We start from the raw sequence: 22155 nt of genomic DNA, 5'->3' as shown, positions 1-22155 counted from the left end.
AAATCGATTTCGTATTTATTTTCGATTTTCTCGTTATCGATTCCCTGTATTAAAATATATTCAGGAAAATTTCTAAAGAAAGGAGTGGAATGTTTATGAAAAAAGGAGTGAAAATTGCTTTTGTAATCTTTAATATCATTTATTTCTTTTTCGATTACATTGTTGTGACGGTTCTCCCCAACCCAGTTTTGTTCGGATGGCTGCCACTGCAGCTGGGAATTCTTCTGTTTCTCCCAGTACCTGCGGCAATCGTCTGGGGAATATACTTTAATGCCTTTTTCAAGACACAGAAAGATTTAAAATAATCTATTGATACTAACTCTTTCATAAGAGATTCGGGAGGAATATTATGAAACCAGCAATTTTTATCAGTTTAGGAATTCTAGTCTATGCCGTGTTTATTGTCTGGCATGGCTTTCGCTCCTTTAAATCCACAAGTGAATCATCTGAAAAGTTTTTTACAGCCGACAGGGGCCTGAATCCGTTTGTGCTTCTGTGCACCACATCCATTTCCGTCTTCAGCGCTCTTGCCTTCTACGGTGCCCCTTCAGGCATCTATAAAGACGGAATCGGCTTTTATTCAAATACCGGCGGTATGGTAGCCGGACTCTTATTTGTAATTCTGGGCTACCGCCTCTGGCTTTTAGGAAAGGAATATGGGTTTACCACACCGGTGGATTACCTGCGTTCCAGATACTATTCCGATGGGTTTGGCTTATTTATCTCCATCGTTCTTGTTCTTTTTATCGTTCCCTATGTAGCCATGCAGCTGATCGCCATCGGGGATGCAGTCGTTGTCACCACAGAGGGCATGGTCCCCTACGTTGTGGCGGTGGCAGTTGGCACAATTGTTGTATCCTTACATATCATCGGCGGCGGTATGGGATCGGTTGCCTGGATGGATACCTTCCACATGGTACTGGGATTCGGCACTCTGATAACTTTAATTGTATACCTGACTATGACCTACTTCCCCAACGGAGGGTTCGCGGAGGCGGTTGCCATTATGCAGCAAAACGGTACCTATGATATTCTGTCCTGCCCCGGTCCCAACGGCACCTTTAACTGGAAGGGAATGCTGGGCAATGCCTTAACAGGCGCCATTGCCACCGTTGTCTGGCCTCATATTTTTATGCGTACCTTCGTGGCCTCCAGCAAAGAGAACTTCCGCCAGATGTCCTGGATGATGCCGATCTCCTATGTACTTGTGTACTCCCCGATTGTAATCATCGGCGCGATCCTGGCACCTGCCATTCTGGGAAAAGGCTTTGCACAGCCTGACAATATTGTTGCAGTTTTATCCACCCAGTACGCACCGCCTTTTATTGCTTTTATCTCACTGCTCTGCCTGTTTGCATTTGGTGTGTCCACTGCAGACTCCTTACTTCTGTCTGCCAGCGCCATGGCATCCAGGGATATTTATCTGCATCATGTATATGAGCTGAAGGGCCGTACCTCAGACCCTAAACAGGTAGTAAAATTCGGAAGAATCGTACTTTTGGTTCTCATGGTCGTTACACTTGTAATTGTTGCCATTAAGCCTGCATCAATCACGGATTATGCCTATAAGCTTTCGTCGCCGTTCTTTGCCCAGATTCTGCCCGCCACCGTATTCGGACTGTTCTGGAAGAAAGCTACAAAGGAGGGGGCAATTGCAGGCACTGTGTCAGGACTGATTGTTGCCATTATATTCACCTTTTTTATCACTCCTCCGTTAGGTTTTTCCGCACTCATCTGGGCTTTGGTGGTAAACACCATCCTTCTGGTAGCTGTCAGTATGTTCACAACAGTACCCGAAGAAATTGTTGCAAAATACCATAAGAGAATTGACTCCATTATCTACTCCGGCGCAGAGCTTACCTCACTGACAGACGCTACTATTGCCTCTGTAAATGCGAAAGCCGCTGATGCCAGATAAAAGATAATACATAACAAGAAAGGAAGCTGCACATGTTTGGTTTTAACAAGACGAGCCTCGCCCCCGCCCCGCGGGAAGAATACCTCCATGAGGTCATCCCCAATACCTATCATTTAATTCCGTTTCAGGTATATCAGGTAGGCATCCTCCATCCGGATACCTGGCAGGTATACATTAATCCCAGCAAGACCTTTGCGTTTCACGACGGATTTGCCAAGATAGACCGCTCCGCGGAGAAAAGCTGTCCGGATCAGGCCTCTCTGGCCCTGCGCTGGGCCAAGCTGAAAAAGGAAACCACTATTGATGAATATATGGACGAGATAAAGCTCCAATATGAGAAGAAGCAGAAGAAAAACAAAAAGGACAGTTTTAAGATACTGTCCATGACCCCTGTGGAAGACCTGCCTCACAAGGCATATCTCATGGAGTCTTCCATCCGTGCAAACCATTCGGTATACCGCACCCTGGGCAAGGAGGAATCTATACTGTCGCTGCAGCTTACAACCTACTGCGACGTAACCAAACGTCTTGTCATCGCCAGCCTGGCTTCTACTCCTGAAGATTTTGAGTCAAAACGGGAAACTTACAGAGAAATTCTTTTTTCTCTTACCTGCCATTGAGTAAAAACAGTCTGAATAAAAAAGAGGATTTTCAACCACTAATGTGTATTGAAAATCCTCTTTTTTATTCAGACTGTTTTTTGACAGCCCCTTTAACCTGTAACACAATGTTGTAATAGCCTTCCAAAAAGTTCTATTCTCTGTGGAGCAGTCGGAGCAGATGAAGGAAATCGCCGGATATTTCGCCAGGTAATCTTCAGTAAGGTCCCGTTTCCTTATTGGTACTGTCCATGATATGGAAAGCGATCTGCAGCGCCAGACGGACGTCCGACTGGTCCAGATCCATCTGAAGGATTTCCTGGATTTTCCGGATACGGTACAGGAAAGTGTTTCTGTGCATATAAGCAACACGAATAGTTTCTGCGATATTTCGTTCTTTTTCCAGATAGATGCGGAGCAGATCCGCGTAGCCGCTCCCTTTTTTTCTGTCGTATTCTAGAAGCCTCTGGAGTCCGGCGGGGATTAGCACGCCGGGTACATTCTTTTCCTTTAGTTTGAAAATTAGATAATCAGTCAGATAATCCTCAAACCGGAAATACCATCGGGTGGGATTTTTCTGTGTGCCAATCTGAAAGATGATCTTTGCCTGATTGTAATAATAATAAAGCTCTTTAAAATCATAATATACAGAGCTGAAAGCTGCAGTCAGCAGATTGTCCCGTAGCGGGGGGAGAATATGGGCCGGCAGCTGTCCGTCCTCCATGCCCAGCCGGGTCAGGTTGCAGATAAAGATAATGGAACCTTCATAAATGGTATAGCATTCGCTGGACAGCAGCTGCGTCAGGCTGAGAGCCAGAGGTTCCAGCGCGGCACTGTTGTCTTCTCTGGTTTTCAATTTTAGAATCAGACACAGATAGGGATCGTTCACGCCCCATCCGCAGCTGTCCAGGACACGGCTGATCTTCTTTTCCGGAATCAGCCGGTGCAAAAGCAGGTTATGAAGGATGGTATCCAGATCCTTTGGCCGGTTGAAGCTGCAGACTCGCTCAGTGCTAAGGCCTTTTCCCAGATAGTCTCCCAGAACCTTTATCAGTGCGAAATCCCGGTCTGTAAAAGGGGAAATAACTTCGTCAATGCAGAGACGGGCTACGAAGACGTTGTTAACCCGGATGTTGTAGTAAAGGGACCGGAATCCGTAGAGAGAACCGGAATAAATGGAAGGCTCATCCGCTTCAATCGCTTGATTGTATTCGAAATCAGAGATCAGCATATTAATGACATCGGCGGGGAGCGTGGAAAAATCCGGCAGAAGGTAATTCTTTCTGTAGTACTGAAGCAGAGGAGTGTCTTCTGCATCTTCCGGAAGCGTCCAGGTCATTACCCGGAAAGATGGTCCCTGGAGATAGATACCGTTTCTGATCAGGCAATGGGAACAGGAGGCCATTTCATGGAGGGGGAAATTCTGGTCCAGAATATCCTGCAGCTGGCTTTCCCATTTCTGGTAGCGGGCAAACGCCCGGGTAACCCGGTTAAACAGCACCAGCAGGGAAATGGAATGATCCAAAAAAAGAAAGCTGCAGGCCGTCCTTTTCCAGATTCCCGGCGGCTTCCCGAGACAGAGAACGGATATGTTCTCCGGGATATCTGGCGTGTCAGGGAGCAGATCGGCGGTTAGAAGATAAAGGATATTTTCCTGAAAAGAAGCGGGATAAGCAGTGCAGGCAGCAGGATATTCCAGCCGGAGGATCCAGGGAGCCTCCGGGAGCTTACCCTCAGGCTTCAGGTCCTTCAGGTCTTCTTTTAAAATATTCAGATTTAGTTTCAAGATAATCCCCCTCTCGGTAAAAGTGCCGCAGTAAACGACTGTGGACCGCATTTCTGAAATATAGTATACGAAAAATTACGAAAAAATGCAAGGGACATAGATAAAGTAAACGAAAACCAGAGGAAAAAACGGATAGTTTGACCTCTGGTTTTTGTTTATAAAAGATAATATAATAATTTTGTAAAGGATAAGATTGTAAAAAATATACAAAAACAGAAAGCAAAAAAGATATGTATAATATATACCAAAATGGCAAGAAAAATGGGTGAAAGTATATGAAATAAGAAAAATGAGGAAAGGAAGAGAGATATGTTGACACCGAAAGAAAATTTTCTGGAAACTGTAAGAGGAGGAAAGCCGGATCGGTATTCCAACCAGTTTGAAGCGCTGGCGCTGCAGTGGTGCTCTCCTCAGGATGTCCGCCATCCGGATACGGAATGCGGAAAAGCGCCGGCACAGAACGCCTGGGGCGTCTGGTTTGAGTGGCCGGAAGGAACGCCCGGGCCGTTCCCGCTTCAGGATCCCGAACATCTGCTGATCAGGGATCTGGAGCACTGGAGAAATTATTTGAAAATGCCGGAAACAGAATTTCCGGAGGAAGAGTGGGCCTGGATCGTGGAGGAGGCAGACAAGGTAGACCGCAGCAGACAGCTGGTGACCGCAGTGTTTTGGCCGGGACTGTTCGAAAACTCCCATCACATGATGAATATGGAAAATTGCATGGTCAATCTGTATGAAGAGCCGGAAATCATACATGAGATCATTGACATGCTGACGGAATACGAGCTGAAAATGGCAAGGAATATCATTGACCATATCCATCCGGAGGCTCTGTACCGTCATGATGACTGGGGAAGCCAGCGATCCACCTTTATGTCCAACAATATGTTCCGGGAGTTCTATCTGGAGCCCACGAAGAAAATCTACAAATTCTGGAAGGATAACGGTGTAGAAGTGGTGATCCACCATTCGGACTCTTATGGAGAAACGCTGATCCCGGAGATGATCGAAATGGGTATCGACGTATGGCAGGGCGCACTGTCCACCAATAACCTGCCGAAGATCGCGGAGGAATACAAAGGAAAGCTGACGGTCATGGGCGGTGTCAATAACGGAATTGTAGACAGGGCGGACTGGACACCAGAAAAGGTTTCTGCAGAAGTCAACCGTGTCCTGGACTGGGTGGATTCGCCTTATCTCATACCCAACTGCACTTTCGGCGGAGACATTTCCAGCTTTGACGGCGTTTATCAGGCGGTTACGGATGCCATTTCCGCTTATAACGAAAAGAAATATAGATGGAGGTAATAGGATGAACGGAAAGGAAAACTACCTGAGTGTCCTGCGGCACGGGCAGGGCGAATGGATCCCGGTGGAAGGTGAGGACCTGCTTTATACAGGTTTTGAGTTTAACTCCATGGAAAAGGGGCCTGCGGGAGGCGGTTTCGACGGCTTCGGCGTAAAATGGGCTGCGCCGGAATCCGGAGGAGGCACTGCCATACCGGAGCCTGGATATTTTCTGCTGAACGTGGATAATGTCTGCGACTGGAAAAAGATACTGAAATTCCCGGATCCAGCCGCTTATCACTGGAAGGAGGATGCAAAGGCCCAGCTGGCCGGCGTAGACAGGAACGTTACATGCGTGGATTACGGAGACGGCAACGGGCCGTATGAGAGGCTGGCAGCTTTTATGGGATTCGAAAATGCCCTGATGGCTATGGCTGAGGAGCCGGAGGCGGTAGAAGAACTGCTGGTGGCTATTGCAAATTTCAAAATCCGGTGTCTGGATTATATTGCGGAGTATTATCATCCGGATACCTATACGCTGTACGACGACGTGGCTACCCAGCAGTGTACCTTCATGTCGCCGGATACATACCGGGAAATGATTAAGCCCCAGCATAAAAGAATCGCAGCAAGAGCCAGAGAACTGGGCATGGTTCCCATCCTCCATTGCTGTGGCCATGCAGAGGCGTTGATCGAGGATTTTATGGAGGAAGGCTTTGACGCCTGGGCATCGGTTCAGCCCTGTAACAATATTGCCAGGCTGTTGGAAAAATACGGAGACCGCTTCTGCATTGCAGGCGGCTACGATACCAACGGGGCTCCGGGGCAGACGTCGGACGAAGCGATAATTAAGAAGGAAATTGAAAGATGTTTCCGGGACTACGGGGCAAAGCCGGGATATATTTTCGCCGGATTTATCCTGACCGCGGCGGCTAATCCGGAAGAGGTCTGGGCGCTTTCCGGGATTATGTGTGAGCAGGCAATTGCCTACGCACATGAGCAGACGAAAAAACTATAATCAAAGGGGGCAATTAAAAATGTCAGTTAAAATGAGCAAGGCAAAAGCGTCTCTTTTTGCACTGGCCTGCTTTCTGTCATCTTTCACGATCATGTGGCAGATGTATGAGGTGGTCATCATCAATGATCTCTATATGGTATTTCCCAATCATGCGGCTATCATTACGGGAATTCTTTCGTGGCCTGCCCTATTAACGGCTCTGGCCAGTTTGGCGGCAGGTTCGTTGCTGAAAAAGCTTTCTACAAAAGCGGAGCTGATTGTCGCTGGCGTGCTGATGCTGGCGGGCATCGTACCGGCTTTTTCAGCGGATGTATACGTGCTGCTGGTGTGCAGTATCCTGATGGCGATTGCTGCGGGTATTTCCAATACAGCCGGCATGGCGATCATTTCGGAGGTATATCTGGATGAAAACAAACGATCCAGAATGATGGGCTGGTACAATGCTTCCATGTCGCTGCTGAGTTGTGGCATTACCTTGATTGGCGGGGTTCTGGCTGTTCAGGGCTGGCAGACGGGCTTCCATATTTATTGGTTTACGGTTCCGATGCTGCTGCTGTGTATCCTGTTTCTGCCCAATATCCGTCCTGCAGACCGTCCCAGCGAGGAAACGGCAGGAGCAGAGAACTCCGGAAGCAGAACAAAAGGCGGATTCGGCGCCAGATTCTGGCTGTTCTTTATTTCTGTGTTTATTTTCTTCATCGCCTACTGCCCGTTCTTCAGCTATATTTCCGTGTATATCGGAGAAAATAATCTGGGCGGCACCGACTTTACCGGTCTTGCCAGCACGCTGACTACAGTAGGTAGCTTTGTGATCGGCCTGGTATTCGGGTTCCTGTTTGCGAAAATGCACCGGACGCTGAATCTGCTGTTTTATATTCTGCCGGTGCTTGTCTATCTGATGCTCTATTTTGCTCCCTGTCAGGCGACAACCATTGCGGGAAGCCTGATATACGGCATCTGCTACGGAGGAGTTTTTACCTTTATCTATGCTTACCCGGGATACTGCGTACCTCTGGAAAAACAGGGTTTTGCCATGGGTCTGATGACCATGAACTACAGCGTGGGGATTTTCCTGGGCGTATATGTGGGTGAGTGGCTGATGAACGCAAACGATGGCTCCATTACGGCAACGTATCCTGCCACGATCATTATTCTGGCTGCAGCGATTGTATTGGAACTGATTTGCTGCCTGAAAGACAGAAAAGACAAACTCTTTCAGACAGCCGGGAACTAACAGGCGGTGAGAGATCTTGACTGGTGATAGAGCAACACTTCATGAAAAACTGTCTTTTGGGGCAGGTGCGGTTGTCTACTGCATGGAGATGACGCTGGTGCTTACCTATCTGATGCCGTTCTGCACCGATGTGCTGCATATCGACGTGGCGGTGATCTGGATCGTCATGGCGGCGGTGAAGATACTGGACGCTGTTTCGGATATTGTCATTACCAATATCGCGGACCGCACCCGGACCCGCTGGGGGAAATACAGGATCTGGATCCTGAACGGGATTCCTCTGGCCCTGGTACTGTTTCTGATGTTTTCTGATCCGGGATTTTTACAGGTAGACCGGGCGAAGATCCTCTGGATCTGTGTAATCTATACCATACTGGTTCCCATCCTGGAGACGTCTGTATCCTGTCCGTATATGGCGATGGTAGTTACCATGTCCAAAGATCCGAAGGACAGGCTGGATTTTTCCAATGCCCGTGCTCTCGGAGAGGCCGGCGCGCAGTTGATTGTTTCGCTGGCGGTCATGCCGCTGATCCTTCTTTTCGGAGACTATCGGGAAATTACCGGGTGGAGAGTGATGGCGGCGGTAATTGGAGGGATTATTATCCTCTGTACGCTGATCTGCTTTTCCGGCACGAAAGAACGCATTCAGGTTTCCTATGAAAGAGCCGGCGGAAAGCAGATTACTTTCCGGGAAAAATGCAGGTCGCTGAAACACAACCGGCCATTCTGGAAGCTGATCGGCATCATTCTGTTTTTTATGGCACATTTTTATATAAGTTCCGCGCTGTTTACTTATTTCTGTATTTACAATCTCGGCCATGAGGAATGGGTGTCTCCGCTTCTTTCCATGGGATTTGCAATGCAGATTGCTGTTACGGTGCTGCTGTTTTATCTGGGAAGACGATATGAAAAACATACGCTCCTGCTGGTCGGGGGAGGCTGTATTGTGGCGGCAAATCTCTTTCTGCTTACGGCAGAAAGCTTCGGCGGCGCTGCTGTTTATCAGCTGCTGCTTGGAGCAGGCAACGGGCTGTTCAACGGAGTAGCCTTTGCCATGCTGCCCGATGTGACAGATTATACAGAGTGGAAAACAGGAATTTCCCTTTCGGGGATAATTTCCGCCATTGCCACTTTTGCCATGAAAATGGGCGGAGCGGCCTCCACACTGCTGGCCAGCCAGGTGCTGGTATGGGCCGGTTACAGCGATCAGCTGACTGTGCAGAGCGATTTCACCCTTCAGATGCTGCGGGTGTACCTGCCTGTCTTTTCCATCATTTTTATGACTGCAGCGATAATCCTGTCTTTCCGGATGAAGGAAGTGTCCAGAAAGGCGGTGGAGGGATACCGGGAGGACATCGACAGCAGGGAAATATCCGGAAAATATGTGACAGAACAGTAATAAAATGAGGATTTCATTGCGGAAAGAGAGGAGAGTCATATGATCAGACGAACGGAAACAAGTCCGTTGCTCCGTGTCTGGAGCAGGGTCCCCGATATCCGCAGGATGAAGAGATAAAGAGAAAACTGGATGAGCTGCTTGCGCAGCGGAAAAGGAGGCACAGAAATGAAGCGGAATCCGTCAAATCAGAAAAAAGACAGCATAAATCAGACTGTACAGTTCCAGGTGTTAAATGAGATCCAGTGCATAAAAATGGCAGACGCGGCGTTCCACATTCTGGAGCATACAGGATGCTGCATGAAAAATGAACGCGCCCGGGAGATCCTGAAGGCGCATGGCTGCAGTGTGGAAGGCGAGAGGGTAAAGATTCCGGAAACGCTGGTTCACAAATGTCTAAAAACCATTCCCCGGGAGATTGCCATATATGACAGGGAAGGGAATCCGGCCATGGTGCTTGGCAGTCATACGGGAAACAGCTACTTTGTTCCGGGCATGTGCAACTTCTACCGCATAGACGTGGAAACAGGAGAACGGCGGCCGGCGGTGAAAAAGGATACGTTTGATACAGGGCTTCTGGTCGAAGCACTTCCCAATATTGACATGGCCTGCGGTCTGACTCTGATTTCCGACTGTGAACCGGAACTGGCGGCGGCCTATGAAGCACGGGAACTGCTGGAGGCGACCGCGAAGCCGGTGCTTCTGATGACAACGAATCTTCTGGAGATTGAAACTACCTACCGCCTCTGCTGTGAAGTGGCGGGCGGAGAAGAAAATTTCCGGAAAAAACCTTTTGCCGTGGCAGGAGCATCTGCGACCTCTCCGCTGACGCATAATGCGGAAAATGTGGAAACGCTGCTGTTTATGTTTGAAAAAGGTATTCCGACCCCCTATATTGCTGCCCCCATGACCGGAGCAACGGCTCCGGTAACGCTGGCGGGCGCGGTTGCCCTGGGGATCGCGGATAATCTGGTAGGAATGGTGCTGTCTCAGCTGGTCAATCCAGGCTGTCCGCTTATGGGAAGCTGTTTTATCGATATGATGGATATGCAGACCACTTCTTTTGCTATGACCGCGCCGGAGCTTTCTCTGGGCGGAGCGGCCAGCGCGGACATCTACCGTTATCTGGGAATCCCCTGTGTCTGCCATATGGGAATGACAGATTCCTGTGTGTTTGATCAGCAGGCGGCAATGGATGTGACGGCGCAGCTGTATACGGCCATGCTGTCCGGGGCAAACCTGAACTTCTTCAGCGGTTTTCTGGAAACAGCCATGTCCGGTTCACTGGAAGTGCTGTATTTTGCCAATGATTTGGTGGAATATTTGAATCATATCATCGGAGGCATGGAAATCAGTGAGGAAACGCTGGCGCTGGATGTGATCGATGAGGTGGGACCCGAAGGAAATTTTCTCAGCGAAGAACATACGCTGGAACATTACCAGGAAAACTGGAAACCGGGGACGCTTGCCCGCCAGAACTGGGCGTCTTTTACAGAAAACGGTTCAAAGGATTATAAGGAACGAGCCAATGAAGCGGTCAAAAAAATCTTGAGCGGCGGAGTAAGACGGCCTCTTGCCCAGGAAACGCGGAAGCGTCTTGATGAAATTATGGCAAAGGCATCTGAAACGCTGCACAGGCAAAAATGACAGCAGCGGGAACAAAAGACTGAAAGTAGCCTTGAGCTGTCGAATTACATTGTGGTTTGGTAACATTGGAAGAATTGACAGAAGGAACCGGAAAATTCCGGTTCCGTTTTCTTATTTTCCGGAAAGACCTTCATTGCTTTTTCCCCCGGATTCTGTATAATATGTAATAAAGCTTGTATTGGCGTCAGAACATTGAGAATGAGGAGTGCACTATGAAAGAACATTCTTATACCATAGCGGAGGTGGCGAAAATGCTTGGGGTATCCCCCTCCACAGTTTCCAGGGCAATGAATAATTCCCCTGGTGTCAGCAAGGCCGTGCGGGAAAAAATATTGGATTTTGTTGATGAGATCGGCTATCACCCCAACACCATCGCCCAGAGTCTCAGCCGGGGCACCAGTAATATGGTAGCTTTAATCCTGGGAGACATCAGAAATCCCTTTTACTCTGATCTGGCCTTTTACATCCAGCGTCATCTCACAGAGCAGGGATATATTGTAACAACCTTCAACAGCGAATACGATCCCGATAAAGAGGCCCAGTACATGAGGATCGCGCAGCAATACAGCTACGGGGGTATTATCCTTGTGACCGTGAACTCGGAAGCGGCCGACAAGTATCTCACCAATATGGATATACCTCTTTTGATGGTAAACCGCATTACCTCGAACTACGATGGCTCCCTGGTGGTTACAGATAACTTCCAGGCCGGATACATCGCTACACGTCACCTGATTAATCTCGGCCATAAGGAGATCGGCTTCATCTCGGGCCATCATCAGAGTTCCACAGCTTCCTATGACCGGTACCGGGGATTCCGGCAGGCCCTGTCCAATTATCACCTGGAATACAGGGAAGAGTACTGCAGCTATAACAAGGACTGGAGACTGGAAACCGGCTACCAGGCAGCCGAGGAGTATTTTGCTAAAGATGCAGACAGCCGCCCCACTGCTCTTTTGCTGGCCAATGACCTTCTGGCCATCGGCTTCATGGATTACTGCGGCAGCCATGGAATTAAGATACCGGACGAGCTGTCCATAATAAGCTTTGACAATATCGAATACGCCAATCTCTCCCAGATTCAGCTGACCACCGTGAGCCAGCACGTAGAACTTATGAGCGAAGAGGCTGCACGGCTGATGGTGTCACTGATGACGAAATCTCAGGTAGAACCGAAACGGATTATCCTGGAGCCAACCCTGGTAATCCGCAAGACAACAGGACCCTGTCCGGGTATGTAAGAGCCTCTGTCAACAGAAAGAAAGGGCGTCCGGCTTTCCCGGACCCCCCTTTCTTTCTGCAGAATTTATCTCATCATCTCTTCCACAAGCAGCTTTACTTCACTGCACACCTGATCCAGCCCGGCCTTCTTCTGGATGCTCTTGTCTCTGCTTACAATCTCACAGCAGCCCTCCTTCATATTCCTTGGGCTGGCAATCACCCTTACAGGTACCCCCATAAGATCCGCATCTGAGAACATAACACCGGCGCTTACTTTTCTGTCGTCATACAGCACTTCTATGCCCTGGCTCTGCAGCTCCTCATATAATTTATCCGCATATCCCTTTACTTCCTCATTGTCCGGCCTTACACAGCACAGATGTACCTGCCATGGAGCAATTGACATAGGCCAGATGGGGCCGTATTCATCGTGGTGTGCCTCACAGACAGATGCTGCCAGTCTTCCCACGCCAATCCCGTAGCACCCCATGATTGGATACTTTTCTGTTCCGTCTTTGTCCAGGTACTTCATCTCCATACTCTTGGAGTACTTGGTTCCCAGCTGGAAGATATTTCCCACTTCAATGCCTCTGGATACTTTAACGGCAGGCTTTTTGCACTGGGGGCAGATTCCCCCCTCTTTAATCTTAGCAAAGTCATGATATTCCGCTTCCGGCAGGTCTCTTTCCATACACAGCCCTGTGTAGTGGTATTCTTCCTTGTTCCCGCCGCAGGAAAGATTGGAGGTTCCCTTCAGGGAGCTGTCATAGAGCACAGTGATATGGTCGGGCAGATTATAAGGCCCGATATATCCGGCCAGAAGCCCGCATCCCTCTGTAATCTCCCCGGGATGTATCTCCTCTTTCAGGAAATTGGTTACCTTAGTTTCATTTACATCCAGATCGCCTCGGATAAAGATCACCACAAACTCATCCGTGGCATTCTTCTGGTATACAACAGCTTTGCAGGACTTCTCTTCCGGTGTTCCCAGGAACCTGCACACATCCTCTATGGTGTGAATATCAGGCGTGTGGACCAGCGTCAGCTCTTCCTGAACTGCATCCTTTTCATTCTCAATGATGCTCTCTGCCATCTCCACGTTCGCCCTGTACCCGCACTCCGGACAGATGGCAATGGAGTCTTCTCCCACAGGAGTCAGAAGCATGAATTCATGGGACAGGCTGCCCCCCATCATACCGGAATCAGAAGCTACGGCTATGGTCTCAGGGATGCCCGCCCTTGCGAAGATCCGCTCATAGGCTTTATAGCATCTCTCATAATATTCTTCCAGATCCTCCTGTGACGTATGGAAGGAATAGGCATCCTTCATGGTAAATTCGCGGACACGGATCAGTCCGGCTCTCGGGCGGGCCTCATCCCTGAATTTGGTCTGAATCTGGTAAATCATAAACGGATACTTGGCATAGGTCTGCCCGTATTCTTTTACCAGATGAACCGCGGCCTCCTCGTGGGTCATGCCCAGAACCATTTTACTGCCGTTCCTGTCTTTAAAGCGGAGCAGTTCGTTTCCCACGCTCTCGTATCTGCCTGTCTCTTCCCACAGACTGGCGGGAAGCGCTACGGGAAACTGTACCTCCTGTCCGTCTATGGCATCCATCTCCTCCCTGATAATCTGTTCGATTTTCCTGCAGATTCTCTTCAAAGGGGCATACTGAGAGTAGATGCCGTTAGCCACATATTTCATATAGCCGCCCCGGATCATAAGGGCATGGCTGTCAATGACACAGTCTGCAGGGCGCTCCTTAAAACGCTCTCCTACTATTCTTTCCATCTTCATAATTAGATTCCTCCTTAAAATATTATCATAAATAATTTTAGCCTGCCAGGTTCCCGGGAAGGAGCGCTGTATAAAGTAAAAAAACGCCCTAACCGGAAATCTCCGGTTTAGGGCGAATAAATACATTATCCGTGGTACCACCTAACTTCAGAACTTACATTCTGCTCTCTGCGAGTACGTAACACATCCTGTGTCTGATACTCTTTCCCTGTAACGGTGGAACTCCGGCGGGGCCTACTCATCTCTTTTCGGCCTGCGGCTCAAAGACCGGTTCAGCACCCCTCCACAAAGCCTTGCACCGTCCGGCTTCTCTCTGAAGTATTCAGGATACTTACTATCTCTTCTCAACGCCTTTTGCTATTGATGGAATATTAGCATATTTTTTTCTCAAAGTCAATCCCTTTCTCTCCTGCCGCAGCAATCCAACCCATATCGCGTTACTGTTCACTCCGTTCTCAGTAACACGCTTCGCGATGCACAGATATGAAGCATCTGCTTCATATCGCGCTGACTGGCCTCGGGATTTTCATGCATTCTGCATGAAAACACCTCGCCGAATAGCGGGACTCCCGGGGGTCTGTATTCTGGCACTGCAGGTGTAAAATATGCGGAAAAGAAAAGGACACCACCGAGGATGCCCTTGTCCGCGGAAACTATAAAAGCTGTTGATCGGTCAGTTCCAGCTATGTAAATGTTATTAAAAAATCGGATGTGGTATGTTTTCAACATCAAATTCATCATTTCTGTTCTCTTTGATATACGGTTTCAAGACAACTTTTGCACGGATTCTCATCTGCGTCGTTCCGGGACGTCCCCATAAAACCTCAACTTCTTTACCTTCGACTGCATACTTTTCTTCAATTATTCCAAGAGAATGCATCTCATAGTTTTTCGGTGAGAACATTCTTCCCGATGCGCCTCCGATTACTCGGTCTCCATCCAGGATCTGATCAATGTGAACCTCGAATCCTCCTTTTAGATAGCTAAAATCTTCTGATAAAGGCATTTCATCCACACGCATTGAAGGATCCATGCTAGCTGCAATTGCTTTCACACAATCCTCTGTATTCCAAATCAGATGAACCATGGTATTATGTGGTGAATTAAGTTCCTTTTCCAAAGCTTCTTTTCCCGGGAAGTTATGTTTGAAATTAATCATTTTTTCCCAACCACAGTCAATAGGACTAAGCAAACGGTAAGGACAGTCTGAACCGAAGCTTCCGGTAACTGTGGATTCCATTCCCTCAGCACCATAAGAGAAATGAAGCGTTGCCTGTGGAATACTGCCCTCTGTATGAGCATTCCTATAGGCATGATTTCCAATTGGAGTAATTCCATATTTTTTTCCGGCATCCATTAGTGCTTCATATACGGTAAGTGCATCTTCAAATTTCCCATGGACTTCATACCCTAAAGTGCCTGCCATTCCGGTTCTTCCAGTGCTGAGATATGTTTAGTAAGAGCAGATCTGGATAAATAATATTTCTCTGCAGTTCTACTGAAACTTTGTGATTGTATCAATTCTATGAATTCTCTAATATATTCAATCTTCATTTCTGCCACCTATCGTTCTTTGTTAGTGACTTCATGCGCTGTTACTAGATTGTTCACATGGATTATGATTTTCGCGCTCATCTAACTCCCGGCGCTCGTCAACACCAGAGTGATTACCACCAACAGCTTGTCGATGGGCACCACCGTGGAGGCTTCGCCCATCTGCAGGGCCCTGTAATAGCAAAGCCAGGATGCCCCCGTTGCCAGACCGGACAGCACCAAGAAGATTCAGCTTTTCCTGCTGATTTATGGCAATGCACTCTGAGCATGTGTCAGAAATACCATTCCCCAGGCCATCACTACCACGACCATGGTACGGATGGCCGTCGCCAGATTGGAATTCACACCATCACTGAAGCCCATGTTAACGATAATAATATTCTTCTTCACACCGATCATGTTAGCCGCCATGCCGACGCACTCTGCCCAGTGTGCTTTTAATGTATCCTGTAAGTCTCTTCCCACCTGCAGATCCTCCTTGGGGGCTGGCTCTGACTTCTCCGATGACAAGGTCCACTGGGCGCTAAGGCGTGGCCCAGGAAGAAGACATCCTTTACGATTGGTTTAACCATCTTATTTCCCTAACTTTCCTGCCCACTCGGCTTCCTTGATTGGTCTCTCTGACATTTTGCATAACAAATAAATTTCATTTTCTTTTTCTCCTACTTGATTATCCTACTCCTCGCAATTACCATTTATGTGAGTATGCGTTACTCCTCGACAAACTGGGATCTATCTGATTACTGTAAGACCATCTGTTTCTTCCTCAAAAAGTAGATCAAGCAGATGATGCGGTACGGTCTCCGTAATGCTGAAGCTGCGTGTGCATCCGGTACAATATAGAACTACATCTTTCACCGGAAGCTGTCCTGCTCTGTGTATTGCCATCTTCTTTCTGGTTTCATAATCCTTCGCGCATCCTCCGCAGCAAGGAGTTTCATCTCTTGTCTTTAATGGTTCTATCAGAGTAATATTCATCCTTCCGCACAATTCTCTGGCAGTATCCTGCATTTCCGTGGAGTTTCGTTTTCGTGCATGACAAGTATCGTGTATCGTCATCATTCTTCCGTTGTAATTTGGAAATGGAAAATCAGAATTAAGAAGAACCTTCCAAAGAGAAACGACCTTCACATTTGGGTATATCTCAAATTTATAACTGCATCCTGGACAGCAATCGATCAGAATCGTCTCTTCATCTATGGTCTGACCGGACTTACAGCAGATTTCATAGGTTCCGTCGATTATACCGGCTTCTGTCAAAAAGGAAGTCATTCTATTTACCAATTCTGGCTTATAATTTCGTAAGGCACACCCTGACGCAAATAATATTTTCATGTTACCTCCTGCGCAAACTGGGATTTATCTTTTATCATTAGCTTAGCGGTATTTGCAGCTCTGCTAAGCAGCGAATAAAGGATCTCGTCCGCTGTAATTCCCGGATTGTCTCCACCCACGATCCGCAGCACCTTCGGATTCAGGCCGTGACCAATTTCTCTGTAGATGGCTCTCTGATATCGGCTGCTGCAACATTACTCGTCCTCCTCTCTTACATCAAAATGAGAAAATCTCAGTGTATACCATTTTCCCATTCACTCGTTCTGACTTCATCAGTGAAATTTTCTTCACCATCATATCCACTTTCTTTATGGCCAGTTTTCCCGGATTTTTCGAAGCTTTCCGAATAAGGGTAATATGCGGAACAAACTTCTTCTCATCGAAAGGAATCCCAGCTTCGTGCAGGGCTTTACTAATATCTGTCACCAGCGAGTTGATACTCTGTCCGCTGCGGGCTCCTGCCCAAATCAGATCATCAAAATTGCCGGTTTCGGTCAGTGCCAATTTGAATGGCTTATATTTTACTGCCTTCAATGCCTGCTTGATCGTATCCTTTTCCTTCGTCTCACCGATGAAGCACAAAGTAAGATGCAGATTCTGAGCCGGCGTATAATTTCCCTTGATTCCCTGAGTTTTGCAGTCATGCATCAGGCCAATCAGGGATGTCTTCATCTCATCGGAAAGCTGGATTGCCACAAATAAACGCATTATTCATCCTCCTCTCCGTAGGGAAACCCATCCCACATCATCTCATTCCATCTGATATTGGCAGCCTCGGTTAATTTTTTATCCATGATCCGATTCCGGTCACTCAAGATTGCCAGCACCTCATCTGCCATATCTTCCAGACGCAGCTTTTCATAATGAGATAAATATCCGATCATTCGCTGTGCAGTCCAATCGGTATTCAGATTCTTTGTTACCTCATCGCAAAATGGTTCCGAATAGCCGCGCTTCAGCATCAAGCGATAAAGCTCCATGCATTTTTCGCTCCTGGGCTTCATTTACTTCCACTCCTTCCAGACATCAGGTTGATAGCCGATAGTGGCCTGCTTACCATTTCGGACAATGGGCTTCTTGATGATCTTTTGATTTTCCAGCATCTTCTCGACACGGTCTTCTTCTGCAATATAGGTCACAAGAGCTAATAAGTCTTTATCCTTGCAGTTCTGATCGATTAGTTTTTCATATCCACCAACAGCCTGGCAAACGGAGTTGAACTCACCCTTACTCATGCCCTTCTCTTTCATATCTATAAACTGGGCCTTGATACCGCGCTCCTTAAAATATCGCTCTGCTTTCTTAGTATCAAAGTCCTTCTTGCTTCCAAAAATCTGTATATTCATATGCGTCCCCTGTCTTTTACTTAATTGGCAACTGTTCAGCACCTTCACTGTTATCTTAATTATACTATTACAAAATATGAAAATCTATATAAATCTGTAAATCCCCTTATACGTTATATACAATCTACAGACTACAGCATGACAATAATAGAACGCACGCTGTGCAAACTTCCTATTATCGAGAACTTTATGAAGAGAAGACACAGCTTGAGGAGGAAAAGGAAAAGAACCGGGAACTGGCGGCGCGCGTCAACTGCGACTATACCAATTCGTCAAAACCCTCATCCCAGAGCCCGAACCATGTAAAAATCCATAACGGCAGGGAAAAGACCGGCCGGAAGCCGGGGCAGACAGATCCGCAGGCAGGTGGTCATCCTGCATGTGACGACCGAGGTGGTGTCAGGGATGATGTGAACTATGACGGGACGGTAAAGGCGGCGGCATACCTGCTCAATAACCAATGCTGCGTATCCATCAGCAAAACAGGAGAATTCCTAAAAGCAGTCTCAGGGGGAAAGCTTGCCCTGTCCGCCGGGATGATATGCGGTCTTTCAAAGAGTTTTCAGAGAAAACGGAAGAAGAACGCAGTGAAATCTTCCTGAAGCTGCTGTCCTCCCCTTACATGCACGTGGATTTCACCTTTGGCCGTGTAAATGGGAAACAGGGTTCTGTCATGATATGTGTGTCAGAAGGGCAGGTGCTGGAATGGATAAAAGAAGCAATCCATTACAGGAACAGCATCCCGGAGGCAGGGGCAGTTTAAGAAGAGGCTGCTTCCTGTTGCCGTGCAAAAATAATTAAAACCATTGTTTTATCTAAGAGCTCCCGGCCTATTGGCCGGGAGCTCTTAAGATTATGGAGGCTTTAAGTTTCAACCGCCCCGTGAATAGTAACCATATCGCCGCTGTTCACACGCCGCGGTTCCGGGAACGCCGTATCATATGTTATAGCTGGTACAAAAAAACCATAAGAGGCATGGTAACCATACAGACCACAGAGGTTGCTGCATTAATTACACTGGCATACTCCGCATTCTTCCCGTATATCTGAGACATCTGTGTAATAGAGGAGGCCGTTGGTGTGATAACCGCCAGAAGTGTAATCAAAAGTATGGTAAATCCGTCTTCCGTCAGCCCGGCCAGCGGGCTGTATTTTAGTATTGCCAGGGAAAGGGCCGGAAATACAATCATCCGCAGAAATGTAATCAGCCCCAGCCTGCGGTAGGAGAATACTTTTTTCAGGCTCATATCTCCTATCAGCATCCCGGCAATCAGCATGGACATGGGACCTATCATCTTCCCTGCAGAGTCCATAGCTCCCCGCACCAGAGAGGGCAGCCTGCATCCGGATATAAAAAGTACCGCTCCGGCTATAACAGCAATCATATTTATATTAGAAAATATCTTTCTTAGCGCTATCTTTTTCTCCCCGCAGAGGAGCATCTTTCCGTGGCTCCACATAAAAAACAGCTGCACAGACAAAAATGCACTGGAGTAAATAACCCACTCCTTCCCCAATGCGGCTGTCACCAGAGGAATGATCAGATTTCCTGAATTTGAGTAGGCAATAGATGCCTTCTCCACTGCATCCAGCCGGAATATCCGCCCTAGAACCGGGAGAGACAGCAGGATTAGTATGTGTATGATGACAGCAGCTCCCAAAGCCAAAAGAAGCCCGTTTCTTACCCGAAGGGTGTAATCCACCTGAAATGCCTCCAAAATCACACAGGGCGATATGAGATACAGTGTCACTGCCGACAAAATATGGCTGTCCTGCCCCTTTAAGACTCCAGTTTTGACTATGACTCCCCCCATTACCATTATCAGAAAAAGCTGGAGCATCTGTTCCATTATTACAATACTAATCCCCATTTATCTGTACCACTCATCTTTCGTATACATATGTATCCTTCACTCCTACATCTCATAGCCCGGAGGAACCAACAGATTTTTATCCTCCAGGAGTTTGCGGTATACTCTGTCCTTCCACTCCTCTCTGGCCACCTCCTCCACGGTGACCGAGACGGCACTCTTTGAAAGCCCCAGAGTCTCTGCAGTGAGCCCTGCCAGCTTTTCTGCCAATTCCTTTTTAGATGCTTCATCCCTTCCAGGGAACATTTGTACGATAATATGCGGCATATTTTTATCTCCTTTCTGCTGTTTCTTAATAGAATACCTTATAAAAAAATACTATCTGTGAACTTTTTGAACATTCTGTGAACATTTTATCAATAATCTTTGTATTACTCACTGCTTTTTGTACAATTTCCTCAATTTGCACCCCGTTTTCCCAGGGTAAAACCAGATTCATTTGTACAACATCCTGTACTTTCACGTTAAAACTTTAATTACTTCCCGTTCTATAGTATTCCTCTGACAGACATGATAAACTAACACTGGATTGCAGAGAACAAAGAAAATCGCTTGGTACAGGAATATAGCTGTCATAACAAAGAAGGAGCAGTGCAAAAACTAATGTATACCCGAGGCTGCACATGCCCCGGGTCAGCCGTGCCAAAACTGCTGCACGGCAATGTATCTTATGAGGAGGTATTCAAATAATGGCGATTAACATTGGCATAAACGGATTTGGACGTATTGGGAGGGTTTCATTCCGTATAGCCATCAGTCAACCCGAAACATTCCACCTGTGCGGAATCAATGTCCGCAACGCAGATCTGGATTATATGGTATATATGATCCGATACGATACCATATTCGGGCGTTTCAGGGGAGAACTTTCCGCCTGCGATGGGGGGATTATCGTAAACGGAAAGAAAATCCCTGTCTTTTCAGAAAGTGATGCATCTCATATCCCGTGGGACTCATGCGGCGCAGAATATATTATCGATGCCACAGGTGCCTTCTGCACCACAGCAAAAGCAATGGGACATATTGATGCAGGCGCTAAAAAAGTTATTATATCGGCTCCGGCGAAAGATGAGGAGACTCCTACCTTTGTTATGGGAATCAATCAAGCAAACTACACCAGAGATATGAAGGTAATATCCAATGCTTCCTGTACCACTAACTGTCTTGCTCCAATCTGCAAAGTTCTTGAAGATCACTATGGGATTGAGCAGGGCCTTATGTCAACCATTCATGCAGCTACCGCGAAACAGAAAGTAGTAGACTGCCGTTCCCTAAAAGATTGGCGGACGGGACGGGCTGTGTTCGGAAACCTGATCCCTTCCAGCACAGGTGCCGCGAAGGCAGTATCCAAGGTCATCCCTTCCTTAAAGGGAAAGATGACCGGAATCTCATACCGGGTTCCAACCTCAGATGTCTCAATTGTTGACCTAAATGTTATGTTGAAAACAGAGACAAACTACCAAGATATATGTAAGAAAGTAAGAGAAGCCACAGAAAATGAACTGGCGGGAATTTTGGACTACGTAGATGATGAGGTAGTATCCTCTGACTTTATCGGAGATCCTCATGCTTCCATTTTTGATGCCAGAGAGGGAATCCAGGTGAACGGGCACTTCTTCAAGCTTATCTGTTTTTACGACAACGAGTGGGGCTATACCAGCCAGATTTTCCGCATGATTCAGCACATGCATCAGGTAGATTATCAGGAGGCGTAACACGCCGGATTACCATTTTTGCAGCTAAGCGTATCTTTGTCGCTGTATCCGGTTACTTGTAGGGGGCATATACATTCGTCATTACGATTATGTACCATACATAGAATACTATATCACCCGGTTTCCGGATCGAGTAGGAGGGAGTGATTAACTCCCGTCCTCTCACACCACCGTGCGTACCGTTCGGTACACGGCGGTTTCAATAGTTGACGTGCACAGACTGATAGGCAGTGGCTAAATCATAGAAGCCACTGTTTATCAATCTTTCTTTTGTTAATGCTCTGTTGACCGCTCCCATTCCCGATACATACCAGTATTTCCTGCGGCTGTTTGCCGCCTGATGTGCAAAATATTCGGGTATTCCGTGTTTCATAAGGTTTCTTTTCCTTGTTTTGGGTAACTTCCACTGTTTCCATATGCACATACGAAT

Annotated in this window: 23 protein-coding genes, 2 pseudogenes and 1 other annotated feature; of the genes and pseudogenes, 12 read left to right on the top strand and 13 right to left on the bottom strand. The window is 47.4% G+C overall.

All coding sequences use genetic code 11. The features are described from left to right. Nucleotides 1–95: 95 nt before the first annotated feature. Genes BUA56_RS12740 through BUA56_RS12730 form a run of 3 tightly spaced genes read left to right on the top strand, consistent with a single transcriptional unit; the run spans nt 96 to nt 2538 of the window. Nucleotides 96–305, top strand: coding sequence for a hypothetical protein (locus BUA56_RS12740; protein ID WP_072852309.1), 210 nt, complete (start codon nt 96–98; stop codon nt 303–305). A 44-nt stretch (nt 306–349) separates the two neighbouring features. Further along, nucleotides 350–1918 carry a sodium:solute symporter family protein gene (locus BUA56_RS12735; protein ID WP_072852307.1) on the top strand — a complete coding sequence of 523 codons (1569 nt, stop codon included), beginning with the start codon at nt 350–352 and terminating at the stop codon, nt 1916–1918. A gap of 32 nt (nt 1919–1950) precedes the next feature. After that, nucleotides 1951–2538 carry a hypothetical protein gene (locus BUA56_RS12730; RefSeq protein WP_072852305.1) on the top strand — a complete coding sequence of 196 codons (588 nt, stop codon included), beginning with the start codon at nt 1951–1953 and terminating at the stop codon, nt 2536–2538. A gap of 196 nt (nt 2539–2734) precedes the next feature. Here BUA56_RS12730 and BUA56_RS12725 read toward each other — a convergent pair whose 3' ends face one another. Then, nucleotides 2735–4303 (bottom strand): PucR family transcriptional regulator, encoded by a 1569-nt coding sequence (locus BUA56_RS12725; RefSeq protein WP_072852303.1) that lies wholly within the window; start codon nt 4301–4303, stop codon nt 2735–2737. A gap of 309 nt (nt 4304–4612) precedes the next feature. On the opposite strand from BUA56_RS12725, the gene BUA56_RS12720 reads away from it, so the two are divergent. The 6 genes from BUA56_RS12720 (at nt 4613) to BUA56_RS12695 (ending at nt 12126) form a co-directional block, all read left to right on the top strand. Further along, nucleotides 4613–5611 (top strand): uroporphyrinogen decarboxylase family protein, encoded by a 999-nt coding sequence (locus BUA56_RS12720; RefSeq protein WP_072852301.1) that lies wholly within the window; start codon nt 4613–4615, stop codon nt 5609–5611. A 4-nt stretch (nt 5612–5615) separates the two neighbouring features. Next, nucleotides 5616–6608, top strand: a complete 993-nt coding sequence (locus BUA56_RS12715) for a uroporphyrinogen decarboxylase family protein (RefSeq protein ID WP_072852299.1) — start codon at nt 5616–5618, stop codon at nt 6606–6608. Between the two features lie 19 nt (nt 6609–6627). After that, the gene (locus tag BUA56_RS12710) at nt 6628–7842 is read left to right on the top strand and encodes an MFS transporter (protein ID WP_072852297.1); all 1215 of its coding nucleotides are present in this window, start codon (nt 6628–6630) and stop codon (nt 7840–7842) included. A gap of 16 nt (nt 7843–7858) precedes the next feature. After that, nucleotides 7859–9241 carry an MFS transporter gene (locus tag BUA56_RS12705; protein ID WP_072852295.1) on the top strand — a complete coding sequence of 461 codons (1383 nt, stop codon included), beginning with the start codon at nt 7859–7861 and terminating at the stop codon, nt 9239–9241. A 165-nt stretch (nt 9242–9406) separates the two neighbouring features. Beyond that, a complete protein-coding gene (locus BUA56_RS12700) occupies nt 9407–10885 on the top strand; it encodes a trimethylamine methyltransferase family protein (protein WP_072852483.1) in 1479 nt (492 codons plus the stop codon). Nucleotides 10886–11097: 212 nt separating this feature from the next. Next, on the top strand, nt 11098–12126 hold the full coding sequence (locus tag BUA56_RS12695; RefSeq protein ID WP_072852293.1) for a LacI family DNA-binding transcriptional regulator: 1029 nt from the start codon (nt 11098–11100) through the stop codon (nt 12124–12126). 65 nt (nt 12127–12191) lie between these two features. Here BUA56_RS12695 and BUA56_RS12690 read toward each other — a convergent pair whose 3' ends face one another. The 9 genes and pseudogenes from BUA56_RS12690 to BUA56_RS12645 form a co-directional block, all read right to left on the bottom strand. Beyond that, nucleotides 12192–13904 carry a proline--tRNA ligase gene (locus BUA56_RS12690; RefSeq protein ID WP_072852291.1) on the bottom strand — a complete coding sequence of 571 codons (1713 nt, stop codon included), beginning with the start codon at nt 13902–13904 and terminating at the stop codon, nt 12192–12194. 105 nt (nt 13905–14009) lie between these two features. Continuing rightward, nucleotides 14010–14261, bottom strand: a binding site (T-box leader). A 340-nt stretch (nt 14262–14601) separates the two neighbouring features. Beyond that, nucleotides 14602–15330 carry an aminomethyltransferase family protein gene (locus tag BUA56_RS22640; protein WP_084067915.1) on the bottom strand — a complete coding sequence of 243 codons (729 nt, stop codon included), beginning with the start codon at nt 15328–15330 and terminating at the stop codon, nt 14602–14604. Then, complete coding sequence (locus tag BUA56_RS24080; protein WP_084067913.1) at nt 15315–15458, bottom strand: LysR family transcriptional regulator; 144 nt, start codon at nt 15456–15458, stop codon at nt 15315–15317. Before BUA56_RS24080 ends, BUA56_RS22640 begins: the two co-directional genes overlap by 16 nt. Nucleotides 15459–15557: 99 nt before the next feature. Next, nucleotides 15558–15830 (bottom strand): annotated as a pseudogene (locus tag BUA56_RS12665) (EamA family transporter); the annotation flags it as partial. Further along, nucleotides 15816–16030, bottom strand: a pseudogene (locus BUA56_RS23670) (peptide deformylase); the annotation flags it as partial. The pseudogenes BUA56_RS23670 and BUA56_RS12665, both read right to left, overlap by 15 nt. A 160-nt stretch (nt 16031–16190) precedes the next feature. Continuing rightward, a complete protein-coding gene (locus BUA56_RS12660; protein ID WP_072852287.1) occupies nt 16191–16793 on the bottom strand; it encodes a (Fe-S)-binding protein in 603 nt (200 codons plus the stop codon). A gap of 216 nt (nt 16794–17009) precedes the next feature. Further along, nucleotides 17010–17501 (bottom strand): RNA 2',3'-cyclic phosphodiesterase, encoded by a 492-nt coding sequence (gene thpR, locus BUA56_RS12655; RefSeq protein WP_072852285.1) that lies wholly within the window; start codon nt 17499–17501, stop codon nt 17010–17012. Next, nucleotides 17501–17797: a hypothetical protein gene (locus BUA56_RS12650; protein WP_242946770.1), complete on the bottom strand. Its 297-nt coding sequence runs from the start codon at nt 17795–17797 to the stop codon at nt 17501–17503. The genes thpR and BUA56_RS12650 overlap by 1 nt, the downstream gene beginning before the upstream one ends. Continuing rightward, nucleotides 17798–18139 carry an arsenate reductase family protein gene (locus BUA56_RS12645; RefSeq protein ID WP_072852282.1) on the bottom strand — a complete coding sequence of 114 codons (342 nt, stop codon included), beginning with the start codon at nt 18137–18139 and terminating at the stop codon, nt 17798–17800. Nucleotides 18140–18300: 161 nt separating this feature from the next. Between BUA56_RS12645 and BUA56_RS23665 the strand changes: the two genes are divergently transcribed. Then, complete coding sequence (locus BUA56_RS23665) at nt 18301–18741, top strand: hypothetical protein (RefSeq protein ID WP_072852280.1); 441 nt, start codon at nt 18301–18303, stop codon at nt 18739–18741. Nucleotides 18742–18761: 20 nt separating this feature from the next. Continuing rightward, the gene (locus tag BUA56_RS23660; RefSeq protein ID WP_242946769.1) at nt 18762–18902 is read left to right on the top strand and encodes a hypothetical protein; all 141 of its coding nucleotides are present in this window, start codon (nt 18762–18764) and stop codon (nt 18900–18902) included. A 181-nt stretch (nt 18903–19083) separates the two neighbouring features. Here BUA56_RS23660 and BUA56_RS12635 read toward each other — a convergent pair whose 3' ends face one another. Beyond that, the gene (locus BUA56_RS12635) at nt 19084–20010 is read right to left on the bottom strand and encodes an AEC family transporter (protein ID WP_072852278.1); all 927 of its coding nucleotides are present in this window, start codon (nt 20008–20010) and stop codon (nt 19084–19086) included. 45 nt (nt 20011–20055) lie between these two features. Then, nucleotides 20056–20277, bottom strand: coding sequence for a tautomerase family protein (locus BUA56_RS12630; protein WP_072852276.1), 222 nt, complete (start codon nt 20275–20277; stop codon nt 20056–20058). 422 nt (nt 20278–20699) lie between these two features. On the opposite strand from BUA56_RS12630, the gene gap reads away from it, so the two are divergent. Then, on the top strand, nt 20700–21725 hold the full coding sequence (gap, locus tag BUA56_RS12625) for a type I glyceraldehyde-3-phosphate dehydrogenase (RefSeq protein WP_072852274.1): 1026 nt from the start codon (nt 20700–20702) through the stop codon (nt 21723–21725). A 199-nt stretch (nt 21726–21924) separates the two neighbouring features. Here the strand turns inward: gap and BUA56_RS12620 are convergent, their stop codons facing one another. After that, the gene (locus BUA56_RS12620; RefSeq protein WP_341443427.1) at nt 21925–22098 is read right to left on the bottom strand and encodes a hypothetical protein; all 174 of its coding nucleotides are present in this window, start codon (nt 22096–22098) and stop codon (nt 21925–21927) included. Nucleotides 22099–22155: the final 57 nt, after the last annotated feature.

The sequence above is a fragment of the Lactonifactor longoviformis DSM 17459 genome (genome assembly GCF_900129135.1).
GTDB lineage: Bacteria > Bacillota > Clostridia > Lachnospirales > Lachnospiraceae > Lactonifactor > Lactonifactor longoviformis.
Note: the sequence above shows the minus strand (reverse complement) of the source record. Positions and strands in the feature narration are given on the sequence as shown.

Excerpts from the sequence above, each read along its gene's own strand:
- BUA56_RS12740 (WP_072852309.1), top strand. The coding sequence starts at position 96 with ATGAAAAAAGGAGTGAAAATTGCTTTTGTAATCTTTAATATCATTTAT.
- BUA56_RS12735 (WP_072852307.1), top strand. The coding sequence starts at position 350 with ATGAAACCAGCAATTTTTATCAGTTTAGGAATTCTAGTCTATGCCGTG.
- BUA56_RS12730 (WP_072852305.1), top strand. The coding sequence starts at position 1,951 with ATGTTTGGTTTTAACAAGACGAGCCTCGCCCCCGCCCCGCGGGAAGAA.
- BUA56_RS12720 (WP_072852301.1), top strand. The coding sequence starts at position 4,613 with ATGTTGACACCGAAAGAAAATTTTCTGGAAACTGTAAGAGGAGGAAAG.
- BUA56_RS12715 (WP_072852299.1), top strand. The coding sequence starts at position 5,616 with ATGAACGGAAAGGAAAACTACCTGAGTGTCCTGCGGCACGGGCAGGGC.
- BUA56_RS12710 (WP_072852297.1), top strand. The coding sequence starts at position 6,628 with ATGTCAGTTAAAATGAGCAAGGCAAAAGCGTCTCTTTTTGCACTGGCC.
- BUA56_RS12700 (WP_072852483.1), top strand. The coding sequence starts at position 9,407 with ATGAAGCGGAATCCGTCAAATCAGAAAAAAGACAGCATAAATCAGACT.
- BUA56_RS12695 (WP_072852293.1), top strand. The coding sequence starts at position 11,098 with ATGAAAGAACATTCTTATACCATAGCGGAGGTGGCGAAAATGCTTGGG.
- BUA56_RS12690 (WP_072852291.1), bottom strand. The coding sequence starts at position 13,904 with ATGAAGATGGAAAGAATAGTAGGAGAGCGTTTTAAGGAGCGCCCTGCA.
- BUA56_RS22640 (WP_084067915.1), bottom strand. The coding sequence starts at position 15,330 with ATGGCAGGCACTTTAGGGTATGAAGTCCATGGGAAATTTGAAGATGCA.
- BUA56_RS24080 (WP_084067913.1), bottom strand. The coding sequence starts at position 15,458 with ATGAAGATTGAATATATTAGAGAATTCATAGAATTGATACAATCACAA.
- BUA56_RS12660 (WP_072852287.1), bottom strand. The coding sequence starts at position 16,793 with ATGAAAATATTATTTGCGTCAGGGTGTGCCTTACGAAATTATAAGCCA.
- thpR (WP_072852285.1), bottom strand. The coding sequence starts at position 17,501 with ATGCGTTTATTTGTGGCAATCCAGCTTTCCGATGAGATGAAGACATCC.
- BUA56_RS12650 (WP_242946770.1), bottom strand. The coding sequence starts at position 17,797 with ATGAAGCCCAGGAGCGAAAAATGCATGGAGCTTTATCGCTTGATGCTG.
- BUA56_RS12645 (WP_072852282.1), bottom strand. The coding sequence starts at position 18,139 with ATGAATATACAGATTTTTGGAAGCAAGAAGGACTTTGATACTAAGAAA.
- BUA56_RS23660 (WP_242946769.1), top strand. The coding sequence starts at position 18,762 with ATGCACGTGGATTTCACCTTTGGCCGTGTAAATGGGAAACAGGGTTCT.
- BUA56_RS12635 (WP_072852278.1), bottom strand. The coding sequence starts at position 20,010 with ATGGGGATTAGTATTGTAATAATGGAACAGATGCTCCAGCTTTTTCTG.
- BUA56_RS12630 (WP_072852276.1), bottom strand. The coding sequence starts at position 20,277 with ATGCCGCATATTATCGTACAAATGTTCCCTGGAAGGGATGAAGCATCT.
- gap (WP_072852274.1), top strand. The coding sequence starts at position 20,700 with ATGGCGATTAACATTGGCATAAACGGATTTGGACGTATTGGGAGGGTT.
- BUA56_RS12620 (WP_341443427.1), bottom strand. The coding sequence starts at position 22,098 with ATGAAACACGGAATACCCGAATATTTTGCACATCAGGCGGCAAACAGC.